Source organism: Spirobacillus cienkowskii, assembly GCF_037081835.1.
Classification (GTDB): Bacteria; Bdellovibrionota_B; Oligoflexia; order Silvanigrellales; family Silvanigrellaceae; genus Silvanigrella; species Silvanigrella cienkowskii.
The window spans coordinates 2,346,152-2,363,942 of record NZ_CP146516.1 but is presented as its reverse complement, the minus strand read 5'-3'; the positions used below and the strand labels follow the sequence as shown (position 1 = coordinate 2,363,942).

At 28.3% G+C, this 17,791-nt stretch carries 18 protein-coding genes; 6 read left to right on the top strand and 12 right to left on the bottom strand.

Going from position 1 to position 17,791, the window contains the following annotated elements; genetic code table 11:
- Positions 1-106: 106 nt before the first annotated feature.
- The 4 genes from Spiro2_RS10505 to rpsP form a co-directional block, all read right to left on the bottom strand.
- Positions 107-640, bottom strand: a complete 534-nt coding sequence (locus Spiro2_RS10505; protein WP_338635739.1) for a hypothetical protein — start codon at positions 638-640, stop codon at positions 107-109.
- A gap of 181 nt (positions 641-821) precedes the next feature.
- Positions 822-3,305, bottom strand: a complete 2,484-nt coding sequence (locus tag Spiro2_RS10500) for a hypothetical protein (protein WP_338635738.1) — start codon at positions 3,303-3,305, stop codon at positions 822-824.
- Between the two features lie 206 nt (positions 3,306-3,511).
- Entirely contained in the window at positions 3,512-3,784 is a 273-nt protein-coding gene (gene rpsT / locus Spiro2_RS10495; protein WP_338635737.1) for a 30S ribosomal protein S20, read from the bottom strand.
- 141 nt (positions 3,785-3,925) lie between these two features.
- Complete coding sequence (rpsP, locus tag Spiro2_RS10490; RefSeq protein ID WP_338635736.1) at positions 3,926-4,198, bottom strand: 30S ribosomal protein S16; 273 nt, start codon at positions 4,196-4,198, stop codon at positions 3,926-3,928.
- Between the two features lie 271 nt (positions 4,199-4,469).
- On the opposite strand from rpsP, the gene Spiro2_RS10485 reads away from it, so the two are divergent.
- From Spiro2_RS10485 to Spiro2_RS10475, 3 genes are all read left to right on the top strand, one after another.
- A complete protein-coding gene (locus Spiro2_RS10485) occupies positions 4,470-5,165 on the top strand; it encodes a hypothetical protein (RefSeq protein ID WP_338635735.1) in 696 nt (231 codons plus the stop codon).
- A gap of 23 nt (positions 5,166-5,188) precedes the next feature.
- Positions 5,189-6,172: a universal stress protein gene (locus Spiro2_RS10480; protein ID WP_338635734.1), complete on the top strand. Its 984-nt coding sequence runs from the start codon at positions 5,189-5,191 to the stop codon at positions 6,170-6,172.
- A gap of 75 nt (positions 6,173-6,247) precedes the next feature.
- The gene (locus Spiro2_RS10475) at positions 6,248-6,580 is read left to right on the top strand and encodes an HPF/RaiA family ribosome-associated protein (RefSeq protein ID WP_338635733.1); all 333 of its coding nucleotides are present in this window, start codon (positions 6,248-6,250) and stop codon (positions 6,578-6,580) included.
- A 55-nt stretch (positions 6,581-6,635) separates the two neighbouring features.
- Here the strand turns inward: Spiro2_RS10475 and Spiro2_RS10470 are convergent, their stop codons facing one another.
- The 3 genes from Spiro2_RS10470 to Spiro2_RS10460 are packed head-to-tail and all read right to left on the bottom strand — an operon-like array spanning position 6,636 to position 8,948.
- Positions 6,636-7,724, bottom strand: a complete 1,089-nt coding sequence (locus tag Spiro2_RS10470) for a rhomboid family intramembrane serine protease (protein ID WP_338635732.1) — start codon at positions 7,722-7,724, stop codon at positions 6,636-6,638.
- Positions 7,709-7,951: a hypothetical protein gene (locus tag Spiro2_RS10465; protein ID WP_338635731.1), complete on the bottom strand. Its 243-nt coding sequence runs from the start codon at positions 7,949-7,951 to the stop codon at positions 7,709-7,711. Before Spiro2_RS10465 ends, Spiro2_RS10470 begins: the two co-directional genes overlap by 16 nt.
- A 10-nt stretch (positions 7,952-7,961) precedes the next feature.
- Complete coding sequence (locus Spiro2_RS10460; protein WP_338635730.1) at positions 7,962-8,948, bottom strand: hypothetical protein; 987 nt, start codon at positions 8,946-8,948, stop codon at positions 7,962-7,964.
- A 181-nt stretch (positions 8,949-9,129) separates the two neighbouring features.
- Between Spiro2_RS10460 and Spiro2_RS10455 the strand changes: the two genes are divergently transcribed.
- The 3 genes from Spiro2_RS10455 to Spiro2_RS10445 all read left to right on the top strand — a co-directional run bounded on the left by Spiro2_RS10455 (position 9,130) and on the right by Spiro2_RS10445 (position 13,134).
- A complete protein-coding gene (locus Spiro2_RS10455) occupies positions 9,130-10,059 on the top strand; it encodes a 50S ribosomal protein L11 methyltransferase (protein ID WP_338635728.1) in 930 nt (309 codons plus the stop codon).
- A 59-nt stretch (positions 10,060-10,118) separates the two neighbouring features.
- Entirely contained in the window at positions 10,119-11,330 is a 1,212-nt protein-coding gene (locus Spiro2_RS10450; RefSeq protein ID WP_338635727.1) for a hypothetical protein, read from the top strand.
- 184 nt (positions 11,331-11,514) lie between these two features.
- On the top strand, positions 11,515-13,134 hold the full coding sequence (locus Spiro2_RS10445; protein WP_338635726.1) for an ABC transporter substrate-binding protein: 1,620 nt from the start codon (positions 11,515-11,517) through the stop codon (positions 13,132-13,134).
- A 2-nt stretch (positions 13,135-13,136) separates the two neighbouring features.
- On the opposite strand, the gene Spiro2_RS10440 is transcribed toward Spiro2_RS10445, so the two are convergent.
- Genes Spiro2_RS10440 through Spiro2_RS10420 form a run of 5 tightly spaced genes read right to left on the bottom strand, consistent with a single transcriptional unit; the run spans position 13,137 to position 17,770 of the window.
- A complete protein-coding gene (locus Spiro2_RS10440; RefSeq protein ID WP_338635725.1) occupies positions 13,137-14,402 on the bottom strand; it encodes an ATP-grasp domain-containing protein in 1,266 nt (421 codons plus the stop codon).
- Positions 14,383-14,817: a hypothetical protein gene (locus tag Spiro2_RS10435; RefSeq protein ID WP_338635724.1), complete on the bottom strand. Its 435-nt coding sequence runs from the start codon at positions 14,815-14,817 to the stop codon at positions 14,383-14,385. The genes Spiro2_RS10440 and Spiro2_RS10435 overlap by 20 nt, the downstream gene beginning before the upstream one ends.
- The gene (locus tag Spiro2_RS10430) at positions 14,747-15,904 is read right to left on the bottom strand and encodes an FAD/NAD(P)-binding protein (protein WP_338635723.1); all 1,158 of its coding nucleotides are present in this window, start codon (positions 15,902-15,904) and stop codon (positions 14,747-14,749) included. Before Spiro2_RS10430 ends, Spiro2_RS10435 begins: the two co-directional genes overlap by 71 nt.
- Before the next feature lies 1 nt (position 15,905).
- Positions 15,906-17,168: an aminotransferase class V-fold PLP-dependent enzyme gene (locus Spiro2_RS10425; protein WP_338635722.1), complete on the bottom strand. Its 1,263-nt coding sequence runs from the start codon at positions 17,166-17,168 to the stop codon at positions 15,906-15,908.
- Positions 17,169-17,170: 2 nt separating this feature from the next.
- Positions 17,171-17,770 carry an O-methyltransferase gene (locus Spiro2_RS10420; protein WP_338635721.1) on the bottom strand — a complete coding sequence of 200 codons (600 nt, stop codon included), beginning with the start codon at positions 17,768-17,770 and terminating at the stop codon, positions 17,171-17,173.
- Between the last annotated feature and the right edge of the window lie 21 nt (positions 17,771-17,791).

Genomic DNA, 17,791 nt, shown 5'->3' with positions numbered 1-17,791 from the left:
TCAGATCATTAACAAATAAATCTAGTAAATATTTATAATATTATAATATAATTTTTGGTACGTTAAATTTAGTTTGAAGCGTCCATTATTTTGCACGCTTCAAGATTTAGGGAGTCGTTGATCTTGGAGCATTGTTGCTATTTGCGGTATTCGTTGTGTTTTGGTTTTTTTTCGGTTTAAATAAATTATAAAATATATTAAAAGTATAAGGGGTAGTTCCGCCTCTTATATATGGTACGTGAGCCTGCCTTTTTGATCTTTTTTTAGTGAATGAGCCCCTAATAAAACTTTCATCAGCATTTAATAAATTATTTGAGTCAAAGTATTCACAGTTATTGTCAGCCAAACATACTACTGCACCAAGAGATACCTCATTTGTAGGTAATTCATGGGTTGCAATAAAAGTTAGTATCGCATTGTTTAGAGCATTTGTTTCAGAAAATAAAGTCAAATTACTCTTTACCTTATTGTCTTCCAAAAGATTGAATGTACATTCTTCATGATTGCAAGCAATACTTGATATTTCTTGGTTTGCTTCTAGTTTAAGTGAAGTGGCGTAGTTGAATGCAATGTTTTCTGTGCTAGATGCAAACGAAGCCGATGTACAAAATAAAGATGCAAGTAAAAATAATTTTTTCATATTGTAAATTTCCCCCTTTTTAAATTAGTCATCCCTTTTGTATCTTAATTTTTAAAATTTGCAACTTTAATAGATTACCAAAATTATTATTTTTAAATTTATTTAAGTTACTAAAATTGCTAATGAATATTTGAAATGAATTGTATAAGAGAAATTTTATATCTAAAATAATACTATTAATTTAGTTTATCATGTTTGTTCTTCCTATTTTAAGATCAAAGTTTGCATCTCCTGTTGTTGTAGCAATTGCACTCATTCCTTTTGGAGCATTGTCAAATTTTACAAGAACATTAGTTTGAGTTGAATTTTGCATTGTTTGATTTTTATATTGCATCGATTGAGTATTACTAAAGTGAGGAAGGTGCAAACTTTCTTGAGATTTTGGCTCGTTAAAAGATAAAAAGTTTTTATCATTTTTTATATCATTAGGTTTTGTATTATCATTTACATTTATAGTCGCTAAATTGGATTTTTTGTCACCAAAACCAAAAATATTTTTTAGTTTATTCCATAAATATGTTACTTTTTCAACGCAATATTCTATAGCTTCGCCAATTCCTTTTTTAAGAGAGTCAGGCATTAATTTCATGATGGTATCCCAATGCGTAATAATTAAAGGAATGACTATAGTTAATATGTTAGTGATTGGAAAAAGTGCTAAGGCAATTCTTCCAAAAACAAGCAATAACACTCTAGCAAATCCAAATAATCGAGAAAAAACTGGTATTAATTTTGTAAATATTGGCGCTATTTTTGAAAAAATTCCTGTAACTTTTGAAAACACTGGAGTGATTTTTGAAAATATCTGCTTAATTTTTCCTAATGGACTTTTTGCGCTAGAGGCTAATTTAGCAGTTCCAGTTGTTATTTTTTTAAATCTTGAAACATTTAGTTTTTTGATTTTTGGAACACCTTGCTTTATTTTAGAGCCTATTTTTTTAAATTTACTTATTTTTTCTGTAGACTTTAATGAAATTTCTGGTTCTACTTTAAATCCAAATTTCTTAAATTTATTAAAAATATTTTTTGATTTTGAGGAAATCTTATTTCCCATTTTTGTAGATTTAACGTATTCATAACTCTCTTTTGCAGTTCCTTTTATTTTAGAAAATGAACCGATTGATTTAAAAATTAAGCCAATTCCTTTAAATAATCCTAATCCTGCAATTGATAATAAACCAATGGTGGTTAGTAAAGATTGCGGCATTTTGTTTATTGTATCAATAAATTTTTCTGCATAACCAACAAGTGTAATAAAAAAATCACCGATTTTTCCACCAAATAGTTTAGATTTTAATCTTTCTAAACTATTGCATAAATCTTTTATCTTTTGATTTGGGTCATCTATATTTGCTTGGTAATCTTTTTCTAACGTGTTTTTTTCTTTAAATTCGGTAATTTCTTTGTGTATGTTATTAAAGTTTTTTTCTTTGTTTTTAGGCTCAATAATTTTTAGTATTTTTTCATAATTTTCAGTTCCAAAAATTGTTTTAATATGTTCTTCTTTTTGTGTTTTTGTAATACTTGAAGATTCGAGCTTGTTTATTAAATATGCTAAATCAACTTGTCCATTTTCATTAAATAATTTAGATTTTTCTATATTTAATGCATTTAAACTCTCATTTTTTTGAGATTGCTGTTGTTTAGATTCTGGTTTTTCAATATTACGCACTAATTCATGCGCAAATGCAGAGGGGTTTTCTTTAATTTTTTCTTTTTGAATTGTATTAAGGTGAAGCAAGCCTATGCTAAGAGTATTAATTGAATCTATAATTTCTTGAGGAACGTAACCTTGATTATTTAATGCACTCACTACGGCACTATAGCTATCAAGAGGAATTCCTGATTGAGTAGCAGCTGAAGCGGATTTTTTAATTATATTTTCAAATGAACTGACATGAAGTTGTGGTGCTGTTTTTAATGTTGCATAAAGAGATTCTAGTAATTCACTTGGATTATTGGTTGTGTCAAAATTATTTTTTTGAGTTTCGTAAAAAATCTTAAAGGTACTATCTGTGCTTGAATTTGTAACTGTAGAAAGCTTTTGTGAATAATAACTCAATTCATTAATTTTTTCTATTTTTTGTACTAATGAGCTATCTTTCAAGCTTGTAGTCAAATTTTTTGAGACTTGAAGAAATACATTTGATGCTTCAACATAAGAAACTTTATTTTCGTAGGCAAATTTTTCTATTAAACTTTTAATTTCACTATAATCTTTCTCATCCGCTTTAATATTGTTTGCAATAAGTTTTATATTTTTTTCTGAAGAACCACTATTTAATATGCCACTTAAAATATGACTTTTAATTTCAGAATTTTTATCACTTGATGTTGTTGAAAGTTTCGATATTAATTTTTCTTGGAACCGTTCAAATCTATTTGTCAGTCTATCAATGGAATTATTTAGTTTTACAAAAACAGTTGTTTGAAATTTATCATTACTGTTTTGTATTTTAATTTTGTTGTTTTTTTTGTTATTGTGGCTAAATTTTTCTTGAAATTGAATCAATATTGTATTGTATTGTTGTAAGCTATCAATAAATTTATAAGTTGTTTGTTCTAATTTTGCAAAACATGCGGTGTATTTATTTAAGTTTATATTGTTTGTATTATAAGACAATTGAGCGTCTGCTAATTGCGTCATATCTGTTTTTTGATTCATATTGTTAATTCCTGATTTTAGCATTTTATATTTATATGAAGGATTTTTATAAAAGAGCTTACAGCTGCTTTTTAAATCAGGAATAATTTATCAGTACGCAAAAAATAAAGAGGCATTTTTTGCAAAAACAATCAAAAAGCCCTTGCTATTTAATGTATGCACAAAAATAACAAGGGCTTTTTATAAAGCTCAAAAATAGAAAAAAATTATTGCGCGTTGCGCGCCTTATTCACAAATGCATTGAGGCGACTAATGCGGCGCGCCATATTGTTTTTGTGGATAGTTCCTTTTTGGCGAGTTTTAGCAATGGTTGATTGCGCATTGCGTAAAAGCTCATCAATTTGAGAAAAATCTTTTTTTTGCACAGCTTCAAGTACTTTTTTTACAGAAGTTTTCATTGCGCTCATATTTGAACGATTGCGAAGACGACGAACTTCTGCTTGACGTGCGCGTTTTTCTGAAGATGCATGATTTGCCATTGAAAATAGCTCCAAATAAAATAAGTAAACGCAGCTACCAAAAAAAGTGTTAATGCGTTTACTTGCATGAACCAACTTAACACTCTTAACCTACTGAGGAGCTATGGATACCTCAGAGGATTTTAAGCAAATTAAAGAAACTTAAACAGGGCTTTTTGCAAGCGCGTTTAAATCTACTTTCTTAATATTCTTAAGAATATTTTCTACTGCATTGGTTGGGCGGCAGCCAACTTTGTACCAGTGTGCCATTCTGTCTGTTTTGACTTCAGCAATAGAATTTGCTGGGGTTGGATCGTAGTAGCCAACTTGCTCAATAAAACGGCCATTACGCGCATTGCGAGAGTCGGTTACAACAATATGATAAAATGCACGGCCCTTACGACCATGACGTTGTAGTCTAAATTTAAGAGACATGTGAGTCACTCCTCAAAATGGCGAACGCCATAATATTGTGCACTTGTTGCAAGATTTTCATATAAACACAACTGTTTTTATGAGTAAAGCAAGCATAGGTGCATTTGCCAGGTAACAGTGCGCCACGAGAGCGCTGTGAATGTTTCAGATAAAATCTTATGGTATGAATGTCAAGAAAATAAAAATTCGTTTTAGTTTCAATGCCTTTCACTAAGCGTCATTGGATAGAGTCACAGAATTTGATAAAGTTCTATTATTTAAGGGGCTTGCTGTGCAAATTGAGTTTTTGACGAACGCTTTATACATTACATCAGATGCAAATCTTGCCCCTACGCTTGATGCTGCATGCAAGCGTTGTGGTGCTAAAAAGGTAGTTGGCTGCCAAAAAACCATAGAAGCTATTGATTATATTATAAAAAATAAATTTGAAGTGCATTTGGTTATAGAAGATGTGCTTGAGTTTTCTGATTACAATTTTTTTCCGATTAAATTTTATAATTCGTGTAAACGTTTTGTCGCGCCTCCTCCTTGCATTGCTCTGTGTGATACTGGGCTTGATTTTAGTACAAAATCTCTTAAAACCTCGTATGTTATTGATTATGTCCCCAAACCGGTTAATGAAAGTTTTTTAGAGCAACGGATGCGTGCTATTTTTCAAAAAAGCTATTCATACCATAGGGAAGGTATTTTATCAGAAAAAGTTGAAGCTTTATTAGGAAAAAAACAATTTGATCAAGCCTATTGTTTGTTGGTGCCTGCTTTGGCGCGATTTTCTAAATCGAAAGAATATTTATCTTTATTTTCTAAGATTTTATTTGAAATGAATGAATTTTCGTATGCAGAATTAGCGGTTAGATATTTAATTGGTAATAATAAACATGATGCATTTGCTAAAATAATGTTAACAAAAATATTGCTTAAAACAGGAAGAGTAAAAGAAGCTGAAAAAATAAATAGAAATAGGTAAAAAATTATATAAGGAATTTTTGCATGAGTTTAATTCGTAAAATCCTTTGCGTTACTGATCTCTCTTCTTTTTCTAAAAATGCTGAAATTGTGTCACTAAGATTAGCAGAAAAATTAAAAGCACAGCTAACAGTATTAAGTTGTGGAGATTTTTATAAACATGATTCAAATTATTTTTTAGATGAAAATATTGTGCCATCACAAACAGAAGTTCCTTATACAGCAGAATATTTAAAATTTATTGAGCAAAAAAAAATGATAACTCTTGAGCATATTGAGTCTCTTGCCAAAAAATACAAAATAAAAATGCCAGAAAATATCAATTATGAAATTAGGTTAGAAAATGAAGTGATTGCCGCTCTTGATATTATTGAAGAGAGTGCATATTCTTTTGATTTGGTTGTTGTTACAAAACAAGATTACAATTTTTGGGAGCGTTTATTATTTGGCTCTCCTGCGTCGGAAATACGGGAAGAATGTAAAATTTCAACATTATTATTGCCAAGGAATGAACAATGGATTGAATGGTTGCCAAACGGAATTGTTGTTGCCTCTTCTCTTACAGAAGACAGTGCGCTTGCCGAAGAGTATGGAGCAGAGCTAGGACAAAAGTTACATGGGTATCTTTCAATTATGCATGTGGTAGATACCGTAAATTTGCATTTTGATATGAATGTGTCTCATGTTTTTCCAATAGATTATATTCCATCACAAATTCAAACAGAAACAATAGAAGAGGTTAAGAAAATTAAAAATAAAGAATTAACTAAAATAAAGCAAAAATTAGTTAATGATTTCAATTTAACAAAAATAAAAACGCATCTTCATATTGGTAGAGTTGGTGAAGAAATTTTACATTATATCAATAATGATTCAGAAAATAATTTGCTAATAATTGGTGCAAGAAAAGGAAATGCTCTTGCAAAGTTTTTTTTGGGAAGCAAAACGTCTGCATTAGAAGAATCTTGTTTAATTCCAATTTTAATTGCACAAAAATCATATTCTTAAAAATAATAAATGTGGTAGATAAATAGCAAAAGATAATATATATTGGACTGGAGCTCATTGAACAAAGGAGAGTTTATGTCAATACAAATTGCTGCTCATGGCTTTGAACTTACTCAAGCTTTAAAAGAAGTTTGTGAATCCGAAATAAAAGACAAATTATATCCAATTGCATTAAGTCAAGTTTCAACAAAATGGACCTTATCAATTGAGCGTGAACAACAAATTGCACATCTTATTTGGACGGACGGAGCGTTTAATGGAAATGTTACAGTTAAAACTTTAGATATGTATAATAGTATCCATCAATGCGCTAAAAAAGCTGTAGAGCAAATGAAAAAAAGTCATGCTAAAAAACAAAATCACCATAAAGGTAATCGAAATATTTACACAGTTTCTATTAATGATTAATTAATATTGTGTTAAAGTTGCACAAATTTTTATATTTGCGCAACTTTTATGATTTTTAAGTTAAGTCTACTATTTCTAAGATTTCTGCAATACCTTTTTTGTTTTTAGATAATTCATAGGATTCAACTGCCTTAATTGCAAAATCATCATTTTGGGTATTTAATAAAAAAGCACATTCAAACAGCTTTCCAGAAATATCAAAATATCCAAGTGTTAAATATAATTCCGCTGGTTTAGAGCATATTTCTTCTATATTAGTAATATACGAAATTGGTGAAATTTGACTTAGGTAATGATTTGTTAAATTTTGCCTATTTCTAGAAAGATTTAAAGCATTATTAATTTCTTTAAGCTTATCATCAGTAATTGTATAATTTTGATTTTTATACAATGAAATTAAAACCTCGTATAAAATTCGAGAAGCAAAAAAGTGTCCAGAACTATGAAGTGTGTATGCTCCATTTAATAGGTTTTCAAATTTTGTTTCTGTATTTTGTTCTTCTAAAATATCTTTATACTGATATAATTCAGAGTTTTTTAAAAAAATAGTTTGATTTTGAGATGCAAGATAAACGCCCTCTCCATAAATTTTTTGATATTTTTTAACATTAAAGTAAGAAAGTAAAAATAAAATATTTATTAATAAAAGAATAATAAAATAATTTTGATAGCGAAAAAAAATTCTTTTTAAAAATTTTTCTTTTTTCTGAATTCCTAATATGAAGTTTAAATTTCTTCTATGTTTAGTTGTTAATCCTAATCCAAATAATGTACCAGCAATTGCCCCTCCAAGATGTGCAGCCCAGTCAAAAATTGGTGCAAATATTCCAAAAGCAATATTAATAAAAACATTAATTAATATTGCTTTACCAACATTAACATTTACAGTTTTAATATTTAGTTCTTTAGCAACATTCTCTTCGTATTTTTGAACAATATATAAACAAAATAAAATACCAAATAAGCTTCCTGAAGCACCTACCGATAAATTAGGGGCAAGTGCAAAGCTAAAAATATTTCCTGTTATACCTGCTATGATATAAAGTAAAAAAGTATTTTTTGAACCAGCAATAAGCTCTAATATTCTACCTACAGTCCAAAGACCAAACATATTAACAAAAAGATGAACTAAATTGGCATGCATGAAGATGGGAAAAAAAAACGGTGAATTTGACCTGCTGCAATGAGGCCATTTTCTTTTGCGCCATGTAAGACAAGAGATTTATAACTTGGGCCATAAAAAATTTCTTGAATAGAAAAGCTTGGTACAGAGCAAATATAAATGTAGTAAATTACATTTAAAAATATAAATAGTAATGTAATATATGGATTTCTTCTTAAAATTAATTTTTGGAATATAAAATCAATCATTTGATATCTTTCAATTAAGTTGAAATTTTTTTATAAATCTATTAAAGAAAAGAATGACTTCTCTTTTCTTTATTGAATAAGACATTTTTTTAATATTTGCAACAAAATAATCAATAGGTTTTGAATTACCATTATGCCACGAAACAGAAATGCTATTAAAGTTTTCAGCTGTATTTTTTATTGTTTCGGTAAAATATTTTTCTATAAAAAGTGGAGTAATAGACGTATCAGGGAATAATAAGCAAAAGTTTTTAAAAACAACTTTTCTTTGTTCTTTGGGTAATATTTTAAAAATTTCAGAATTTGGAAGTATTTTTTTGCCTATACATAGACCAAGTAAGAAATTAGTAATAAACTTTGCTTTTTCAATATTAAATATGTTTTTTTTGTAGCTGTATTTTAAGTATTCCATAGGCAGTATTTTAGATAAATGTGGTTTTGAAATTTTGGAACTAGATCCATAATAAATATTTTTTCCTGATGTGTTTTTAATAATGGTAGAATTATCTTTTATTTCTCTGAGGAATCCAGATAAAACAATGCATCTAATAAATATTAATGTTTTTTTGTTAAATTTTTTAATTATGTTTGGATCAACAATTCCATTATTTAAAAATATAATAAAAAATTTTTTTATATGAGAATTGCAATTTATAATTTTATTTATGTATTGATAGGATTTTTTAATGAGCTCCGGAGGAATACATATATACAAAATAGCGAAAGGCGTGGCTTGAGAAAGTTTTATAGAATTGTTTTTAAAATTTTTACTTAATACAATATTTTGAAAGTAAAATTGTGAAATATTGTGAGTTAAATCTTGAATCAAAACGGGTTGCTTAATTTTTGATTTAGTAAGAATAGTTAAATTATTATTGGAAAATTCTTTGCTTATGCAACTTGCAATAAAAAGCCCAAGCGCGCCTCCACCAATAACAATCCGGCTAAAATCAGATTTAGTAGTATTTTTGTCATTTATATATTCTGGTAAAAACACTTTTTTTCTCCTTAAAAAAAGGATATGGCAATTTAGAGGTTGATTTTAGTAGACCTCGTGTGCCTTGAGCATGCTATATCAGCTAATATGAAAAATAGAAATAATGTTAGAAATAATTCTTTATAATATTTTTTAAAGTGCTTTATAAAAATATAGTTAGGATAATAAGGATTTAAGTTAAATGGAAAAACAAAATAATATTTGTTACGAATTGGGTATCAATATAGATGAAAATAGTAAAGATCTTCTTGCATCGCTATTGGATGATCTGGGAGTCGATAATTTTGTATTAGGCAGTGTTGATTGTGATGAAGATTCGGCACACTTTATTGATGGTGTTAAACAAGAATTTTATGACAAGTATGTTAAAAATTCACCAGTAATTATTTATAGTGAAGATCAACATTATTTGCAATCACTTCAAAAATCTTTAGAATATTTGTTTCCTAAAGCAAATATTCCGCTTAATAACGAAACATTTTACATTAAACCAATTGCAGATCAAAACTGGAAGGAAAGCTGGAAATCTTCATTTAAACCAATTCTTATTGGTTCTAAAATCGCAATTTTACCTCCATGGGAAGATCCGGCTGTTTTTAAACAAGAACATAAAATTATTATCGATCCCGGAATGGCATTTGGCACTGGCCAGCATGAAACAACTCGACTTTGTTTGGAACTTATGCTAGATTTGCATATGCCTAAAAAAGTTTTAGATGTAGGAACAGGAAGTGGTATTTTAGCAATTGCTGCTAGTCAATTGGGAGCTCAATGCGTGCTTGCTAATGATATCGATCCTGATTGTATACGTATAGCAATGGAGAATGTTTTAAATAATAATGTACCTTATATACAATTTACTTACGATTCTATTGAAAATATTTATGATAAAGACTTTGATTTGGCAATTGCTAATATTCAATCCAAACCCCTAAAAATGATAATTCCTGCAATTTGTGATCATATTTCTGATAGCGGTAAAATTTTGTTGTCAGGTATTTTAGTTTCAGAGATGGAAGAATTTAAAGTTTATTTACAAGATAAACACTTAAATATTGAAAATATTAAAGTTATGGGTGACTGGTGCGCTTTTATATGTAATAAAAATTAGATAATTTTTAATTTTAAAATTGGTTTGTATTTTAACATTATTAATTAGAAAGTTAAAAAATGAATCAGAAAGAGTTTGATGTTGTTATTGTTGGAGCAGGTCCTTTTTCTTGTTTTTGTGCAATATTGCTTGCACAACAAACTTTACGTGTAGGTTTAATATACCCTCAGAATACTCAGCCTATGGAAAGCTTTTTGCATTCGGTAAATGCATGTTGGCCTTCGCTCAATGACCCACCAACTCGTGCACATGCTGCACATGGTCATCAGGTTGCTTTGTATTTACAAGAATTTTGTAATAAAGGAACAATGTTTTTTTATAATAATATATTACCTCTTATTGAAGATAAGTCTAACTGGTTAGCTTCAGAATGTTATAGAGTTGGTCTAAAAGATTTTGAAGTTGATGAGTTGCATCAAGCAAGTGCACTTGGATTTGGGTTAGAAAAGACAAATAAAAATAATATTTTTAAAGAAACTAACTCGGCTTATATTTGTTTAGATAAAAAATTATTCCAAAAAAAAATTATTCAATTTCTTCAAAAGAATAATGTCACTTTTATACAAAGTGAAGTTATAAATATTAGTGAAACACAAAATAATTGTAATTTAACTTTGGCAAATGGGCAGCAAACTAATACAGAAATTGTTATTCTTGGAAATTCTTTAAATATTTCTAAGTTACTTTCTAGGTACAATAATATTCTTGTTCCAATGAGTGATTGTTTGTATGATTATGAAGCTATTTTGCCAAAGACAAATATAAAATTTCCTTTTTCTTATCGAATGTCAAATGGTCACATTTCACTTGTTGCTTATTCAATACTTGAGAAAATATTTATTAAAATTTCTGGACCACGCTTTTTATTGCCAGGCGCTGGTGCGGGCATTAATTTAGAAAATGTCTTAATAGAAGATAAAGTATTTAATAGTATTGAAAAATATCATAAAGATATAATTTTTAAATTTTTAATGGACGAGCTAAAAATTGAAATTAAGAACAATTTTATTTATGAAAAATCAATAAAATGCGTTGAAAAAAGAATTTTGGCGGATTGTTATCCCTGTGATGAACTTCCTATTTTGGGAGAGTTTGGTAAGCTAGGAAGGATTTTAGGTAACACGGGCTGGCTCGCAACAGGGTTTTCTGCTGGAGCGTGGGCTGCTAACATAGTCTGCGATTTGGTGTTGCATGAAAAGAGCTCTGATTTGCATTCTAGACTACAGCCGCGTAGGTTTTTTTCGAGCTTTATTAAAAGTAATATATTATAATTTTTCTTGATTTATTTGACAATATTTAGTAAAAATTATATTATAAATTTATCCTAATGTACTGATTGACTGCAATCAGTTCGAGAATAATTTTTGTATTATTGAGTTTTTTAAATTTTAGAAGTTTTTTTACAAAATTTTTAATTAAATAAATTTTTATAAAAAAATATTTGTGGAATAATGCATGATGATTTTTAAAAAAGTTTACATTATAATGGCAATGTTATTAATAACAATTATTTTATTGATTGTTGTTGTTTACCACAAGGTTGTATATCTAACAACTTATAATGAACTATTTCCAACAGATGAAACAATTACTATTAATTTGTCAGAAATTCCTCAAATTCCTTGGGACACATCTAGGGCTCTTGCTCATGTAATTGAAACTTTTACAGCCTCAGTTAATGGAAGTTTAATTTCAATTGAAGAAAATTTTAATGAAAATGAAATTCCACAAAATACCTTACTTGATAAATACACTTGTGATTATAATTATTGTTTTGCGACATTGAAGAAAAATATATTTTTTCATAATAATAGAGAAGTTACAGCATACGATGTTGAATTTTCTTTAATTAGACAGCTAATACTAAAAAATAAAAATAAATTTATTGCTTCAATTTTAGATGATATTGTTGGAATAGATGATTTGAAGAGCAAAAAAATTAAGTTAAAAAAAATTAATTCTATTTATTATCCAACTGGTTTGGTTAAGGGAATAGAGGTTGTTGATAAATACAATATTAATTTTAAATTAAAGCGCACTAATAATTTGTTTTTTAACAGAATTTCTATTGGAAGATTACCTATTGTACCAATAGAAGAGTTTGATCCGTTTTATAATAACTGGTTAAAGCATCCAATTGGATTTGGTAAATATAAAATAGAAAGTTATGATTTAAATAGCTATGAATTTGTATTAAAAAAATTTAATGAACAAGAAAATATACCACGTTACATTAAATTTATTTTTAGTAATAAAAATAAAGGCGATATTAAAATATTATTAGGAAATTTAACTAGAGGCAACTCCAAAACAGATCGTCGTATTGTATTTCCAAGTATTTATACTAATGGAGGTTTTTTCTTTAATCATAAAACTTTATTAGGGGCAAATGCAAAATTTAGAGAAGCGATTTCTTTGGCTCTTGATAGAGAATTAATTGCGTCAAAGGCGCATTTTAAAGAAATAGTTCCAGAAAATCAAATGATTCCTATTTTTAGTTCTATCAGAAAATTTAGAGCAAATATACCTATTGAAAAAAGAAATATTAAAAGAGCAAAACTTCTTTTAAATGAAGTACCGCATTATTTGTGGAAAAATAGGGTTTTTCATGTACATACATACTGGGCAAATATTGAAAATATCAATTCACTTCCTTATATTCAAGAAATTATTTCACAATTAAGGGACGTTGGAATTTATACAGTTTTTTATGATACGGATATTAATTATAATAAATTCAAGTATAATGACACAAATGTATTACTTTGGAGTGGTTTTTCATTTCCTTCAATTGATCCAAATAAAAATTTTGCATATTTTAGAAAAAATTCGTTTTTATCAAATGAGTCGCCTCCTGATAATATATATGAAAAATTGTATAAAGAAGCGGTTGAAAATTCAACAGTAAATAGTGAATATACTAAAAGATTATCTGAGTATTTTGTAGATAAGAAATACTTTGTTGTAGTCCTAAATCAAAGAATGTCGTTTGCTTATAATTCAGAAAGAATAGCCTCTTTAGGTGAACAGCATAATGGATATATGTTTTATGTATGGAAATTAAAGTTAAAATAGCTTTAATCAATTATAAATATTTCATCATTGTTTTGCCATTCTAAAATTTGATTTAAATTTTTATTAATAACATGATTGTTTTGGTGTAGCAGGTAAACATAACCAGGATTTCCTAATGTATCTTCCGTTTTTATTACTTGCGTACCAGGTGGAGGTAATCCATAAAATGAGTGAAATGACTCCATTTTTTCAATTGCATGTTTTTTTGTAAAGTTTTTTAATGTTCCATTTTTACTAAATAAAAACGAAATTTCTGTTAAGTTATTTTTTAAATTATATTTTTTATTTGCATATTTTTTTAAAAATGTATTTGAATCTAAATAGGCAATAGCAAGTAGCTCTGCTTGTGTATATCCTAGTGCAGATTTAAATGAGGAATCTTCAATTGCTCCTCCCATGAGTCTTGCATTTAATTCTATTAGCACAGGTTCCTTTTCTGTCCACATAATTTCATTATGCGCAGCACCATGAGTTAATTGTAAAGTATTTAAAATTTCTATAGTATATTTTGCAAGATGCTCTTCTATTTGTCCTTCTCTATCACATAGCGCCATACTTTCAAATAAAAATGCTTTGCCTGGTAATCTTTTGCGTTTTTGAATCCATATATCAGAAATAAAATGTTCGCCGTTCCAACTTACAGTATTTACAAAATATTGAGTTCCATCTAGAAATTCTTGTGCAAGAATTTCTTCGTTTTTAATACCTAAGCGATTTTCTTGTTTTAGAATTTTTTCGATCGCAGTTTTTACTTCATCAATAGTTTCACAAATTGTTACTCCATCACTCGCGGCACTGTTTAGGGGTTTAATAACTACAGGCCATTTTTTGAGATTGAGACACCACTCAACGATTTTATTTTTATTATCTGATTTTAATTGCTGAATTGAAGATAAATTATTTTTTCTTAAACACTCATGCATCGCGTATTTGTTACGTCTATAATGAGTTGTTTTAGGATTGCAAGCATTTCTAATGTTTAAATTATCAATTAACTTGTCTGCCAATTCAACACCCATTTCTGAGCCAGCAATAATGTGTTGTGGGCTAAATTGTTTGATTGTCTTTTGTAGTTCATGTATGTTGCCATCAAATTGAATTTCTTCATAAAATTCTGGTCGTCTTGGGTCTAAAGCATTTTTTTGCGAGCTTTTAATATGTATACAAATTGTTCCAAATTTAAGAAATTCTGAAACAAGTTTTTTTCCTGTTGAGTAAGCATCAACAATGCAAACTAGTCCTGCATTATTAATATTTTTTGTGGGCATTCAAAACCTCATTAATTAAGTCTTCTGCAACGTGATGACTCGATTCTAATATCCATGCAAAGTTATTAATAAATGGATGACTTCCTTCCGCATTATGCGCAATAGCCCTTATGCGTGGTGAGTATTTATTATTTTTTGATTGAATTTTTCCTGTTAAAAAATCAGTAATAATTCCTCCACCACTTACTTCATTAATTAAATTGTATTGACACAAGCTTTTAAATGGAGATGTTAGAAAAATATTATTGCACGCGCTTTTTTTAGTTCCCATTGCATTTACAATATAGTCACATTCTGTTTTATCATTGTTTTTGTATTCTATTTTAAATTTATTATTTTCATATCTAATATCTAAAATATCGCCTTTTAAATTTAGCTGTTCTGTTTTTAGAAGATTCGAGTATTTTTTTTGCATTAACAAGAGGGATTGCACCATGTTTTTGATGAATAAAGCGATGATATTTTTTAATAAATAAGTCAATCTCTGAGTTTTTAACTAAATTCCATGTTTTTGCAATTTCAGGTATCATTCCAAGAATTATATTAAAGTTTGTTGGAAAATTTATTGCTTCGTAAACTCTTTGTTCAAATTTTTGAGTGTTATCTGGAGATAATGTTTTTGGAAAAAATATATTTCTCCAGTTTAAATTATAATTTTTTAATTCTTTTCTAATAGGTCTAAGAATATCAAGTAGTGTTAAGTCATTTTTTTTATTATTAAAAATTTTTAGGTAATTTTTATGCAGAGCGTATTTTGGAGGATAAGCTCTAAGATGCTTTCCTTTTACTTCTGGTAGTAATCCTCCTCTAGAACTCATAATGATTTTACCTTGGTGATTTAAATGTTTTAACGTTACAGCAACATCAATAGCAGTTAAATTTGAACCAATAATTCCTACACATGATTTTTTTGGGAAATGTGCAATTTTTTTAAATGCTGGAAATGGTGAATGAATGTAATTTGAATGTTTTTTTAAGTCATATATGTCTTCTGAATTTTCTTTTCCAATTGCGATTACAAGATTTTTAGTCAATAATGATCTTTTGTCATGTAATGTTACTATCACATCTTTGTTAATAGGATTATCTTCTATATTTACAGCTAAACCGTTAATTGTTTCAACAAGAACCCCATTTTTTAATAAACAATTTTTATAAAAGTTAAATTTATAATTTAAATATTTTCCAAATACACTTCTTGATACATAGTTATTTGTTTTTACAGTGCAGTATAATTCAATATTTTCTTGTAACCAATCTGAAAAATCAAGATTATTATTTAGCTCAACCGATAAATCTGTAATTGGTGTATTCATAATAATCCATGGATAATCTTCGTTATAGATAACTCCGCAACCGTAGTTTTCTTGTTTATCTACTATTCCAATAGTTAAATTAGGAATTTTTTTAATATTTTTAGTTATATGATAAATCGCAGATAAAAACGCTGTTGCCTGTGCACCTGCACCTAAAATAATAATATCAAACTTACTACTTTCCATTTTAAATGCTTTCATGTGCAAAATTATTTATTTTTTCGCATGAATAAATAACTTCTTTTTCTGAATTATAAATGCTTGGTGTAATTCTTGCGCATGATTCTTTATATGGAGTTTGTCCAATAATAATATTATGTTTAGCAAGATTATTAACAATTTCTGTAGGATTTATTCCATTAATATTAAAACATACAAACCCTGAAGATAGCTCATCGTTAATTGGTGTATGGATAATAATATTTGGAGATTTTTCTAATTCCTTTTTTGCAATTTTTGTTAAATAATGAACTCTTTCATGGATATTTTGCTTACCAATTTTTTCTTGATACTCAAAAGCATGTCGAAGTGCCCAAATGTATTCAAACGTTTTAAATCCACCAGGTGTGCATAATTTTGCTTTAATGAGTTCTTCTTCCGCAGCTTTTTGATTATTCCATTCTAAATAATGATCCCACGCGATTTTTTCAAAAGATGGAATGGTGGGTTTTAATCTTTTCCATCCTCTTTCACTTCCCCAAAGTAAACCTGTTCCACGTGGTCCAAACAACCATTTATGACAACCAGCTGCAAAAAAATCGACACCGAGATCATGAATACTATTTATATTTTCTACACCAAATCCATGGACACCATCTACACAAAGTAATATTTTTTTATTTTCTGCTCTTGTAGTATTGATTAATTGTAACTCTTTAGAAATTTCTTGTAGAGGCATTTTTATTCCATATTTAGAGTTTACCCATGAAATAAAAACTACAGATGTATTATTATTTATATAGCTAGTAATATATTTTGCGATTTCTACTTTGTTATTCATTTCTAAACATTTTTTTAAATTAATTTTTGTTAATTTTAAATTGTGCCTTTCTGCATTATGTTCGCATAATTTTTCGAGTGAATAATGTTCACTATTAGTTGTAAGAATTTCATCATTATTTTTAAAATCTAGTCCGTTGAGTATTAAGGAAAGACTCATTGTTGAACTATCAGTCAGTGCAATTAAATTTTTATTTGTATTTAGATGTTTTGCTGCAGCGTCTAATGTATGGTTAGTGTATTGATGTCTTTCTCTTCGCATTAAATCTGGATTGCAATCAATCATTTTTCTAAATTTATCAATTTCGATGTTTAAAGTATTGCTATGCGGTACATGAATTGCTAAAGATAAATGAATATAGTTTTTGTCTAATGTAAAATTTTCTCTAAAAAAATTCCATTCATCATCATTTTGAATATTTTTAAAATTATAGTTGATCTTTTTGCCCATTATTAACCCTTTGTTTTTGGTACTATAATAATTAATCCACTCGACCAATGAAGCCCAACAGATGTTACGTTATTTAGATTTTTAAGATTATTTAGGACCTGCTTTGCAAGTGGATAATGATCTTCTGGCCAGTCTGATTGGGGTAACATGTCATCGACAATATAAAATCCACCGGGTTTTAAAAGATTTAACGTTTCGGAAAGTAAATTATACTTACCAGGAAACGCATCAGCAAAAATAAGATCATAGGTATTTGGTAATTGTTGTTTTAGAAAATCATCGCCATTTTCTGTTATCAATTGTAACCGTTTGTCTTTTATAAACGCTTGTTTTGCAACAGATTGTACTGTTGAATCACTTTCGATACTGATTAATTTAGAGTTGTTGTCCATACCTTCAAGAAGCCATGCAGTACCAAACCCTGTACCAGTTCCAATTTCTAAAAATGTTCCGTTAGGTTTAGATGCCGCAAGTACGCGGAGTAAGGCACCTGTTTCTGGGCGTGATGCCATGTCAAAACCAAGTTCTTTTGTTTTGTGTGTGATAAACCTTATAACTTCATTGACTTTACTTGCATTGAATTCGTCTAAGTTAAAATCCATTTTTATAATCTCCTGGACTTA

Coding starts and splice junctions, on each gene's coding strand:
- Spiro2_RS10505 (WP_338635739.1), bottom strand. CDS start 640: ATGAAAAAATTATTTTTACTTGCATCTTTATTTTGTACATCGGCTTCG.
- Spiro2_RS10500 (WP_338635738.1), bottom strand. CDS start 3,305: ATGAATCAAAAAACAGATATGACGCAATTAGCAGACGCTCAATTGTCT.
- rpsT (WP_338635737.1), bottom strand. CDS start 3,784: ATGGCAAATCATGCATCTTCAGAAAAACGCGCACGTCAAGCAGAAGTT.
- rpsP (WP_338635736.1), bottom strand. CDS start 4,198: ATGTCTCTTAAATTTAGACTACAACGTCATGGTCGTAAGGGCCGTGCA.
- Spiro2_RS10480 (WP_338635734.1), top strand. CDS start 5,189: ATGAGTTTAATTCGTAAAATCCTTTGCGTTACTGATCTCTCTTCTTTT.
- Spiro2_RS10475 (WP_338635733.1), top strand. CDS start 6,248: ATGTCAATACAAATTGCTGCTCATGGCTTTGAACTTACTCAAGCTTTA.
- Spiro2_RS10470 (WP_338635732.1), bottom strand. CDS start 7,724: ATGCATGCCAATTTAGTTCATCTTTTTGTTAATATGTTTGGTCTTTGG.
- Spiro2_RS10465 (WP_338635731.1), bottom strand. CDS start 7,951: ATGATTGATTTTATATTCCAAAAATTAATTTTAAGAAGAAATCCATAT.
- Spiro2_RS10455 (WP_338635728.1), top strand. CDS start 9,130: ATGGAAAAACAAAATAATATTTGTTACGAATTGGGTATCAATATAGAT.
- Spiro2_RS10450 (WP_338635727.1), top strand. CDS start 10,119: ATGAATCAGAAAGAGTTTGATGTTGTTATTGTTGGAGCAGGTCCTTTT.
- Spiro2_RS10445 (WP_338635726.1), top strand. CDS start 11,515: ATGATGATTTTTAAAAAAGTTTACATTATAATGGCAATGTTATTAATA.
- Spiro2_RS10440 (WP_338635725.1), bottom strand. CDS start 14,402: ATGCCCACAAAAAATATTAATAATGCAGGACTAGTTTGCATTGTTGAT.
- Spiro2_RS10435 (WP_338635724.1), bottom strand. CDS start 14,817: ATGCAAAAAAAATACTCGAATCTTCTAAAAACAGAACAGCTAAATTTA.
- Spiro2_RS10430 (WP_338635723.1), bottom strand. CDS start 15,904: ATGGAAAGTAGTAAGTTTGATATTATTATTTTAGGTGCAGGTGCACAG.
- Spiro2_RS10425 (WP_338635722.1), bottom strand. CDS start 17,168: ATGGGCAAAAAGATCAACTATAATTTTAAAAATATTCAAAATGATGAT.
- Spiro2_RS10420 (WP_338635721.1), bottom strand. CDS start 17,770: ATGGATTTTAACTTAGACGAATTCAATGCAAGTAAAGTCAATGAAGTT.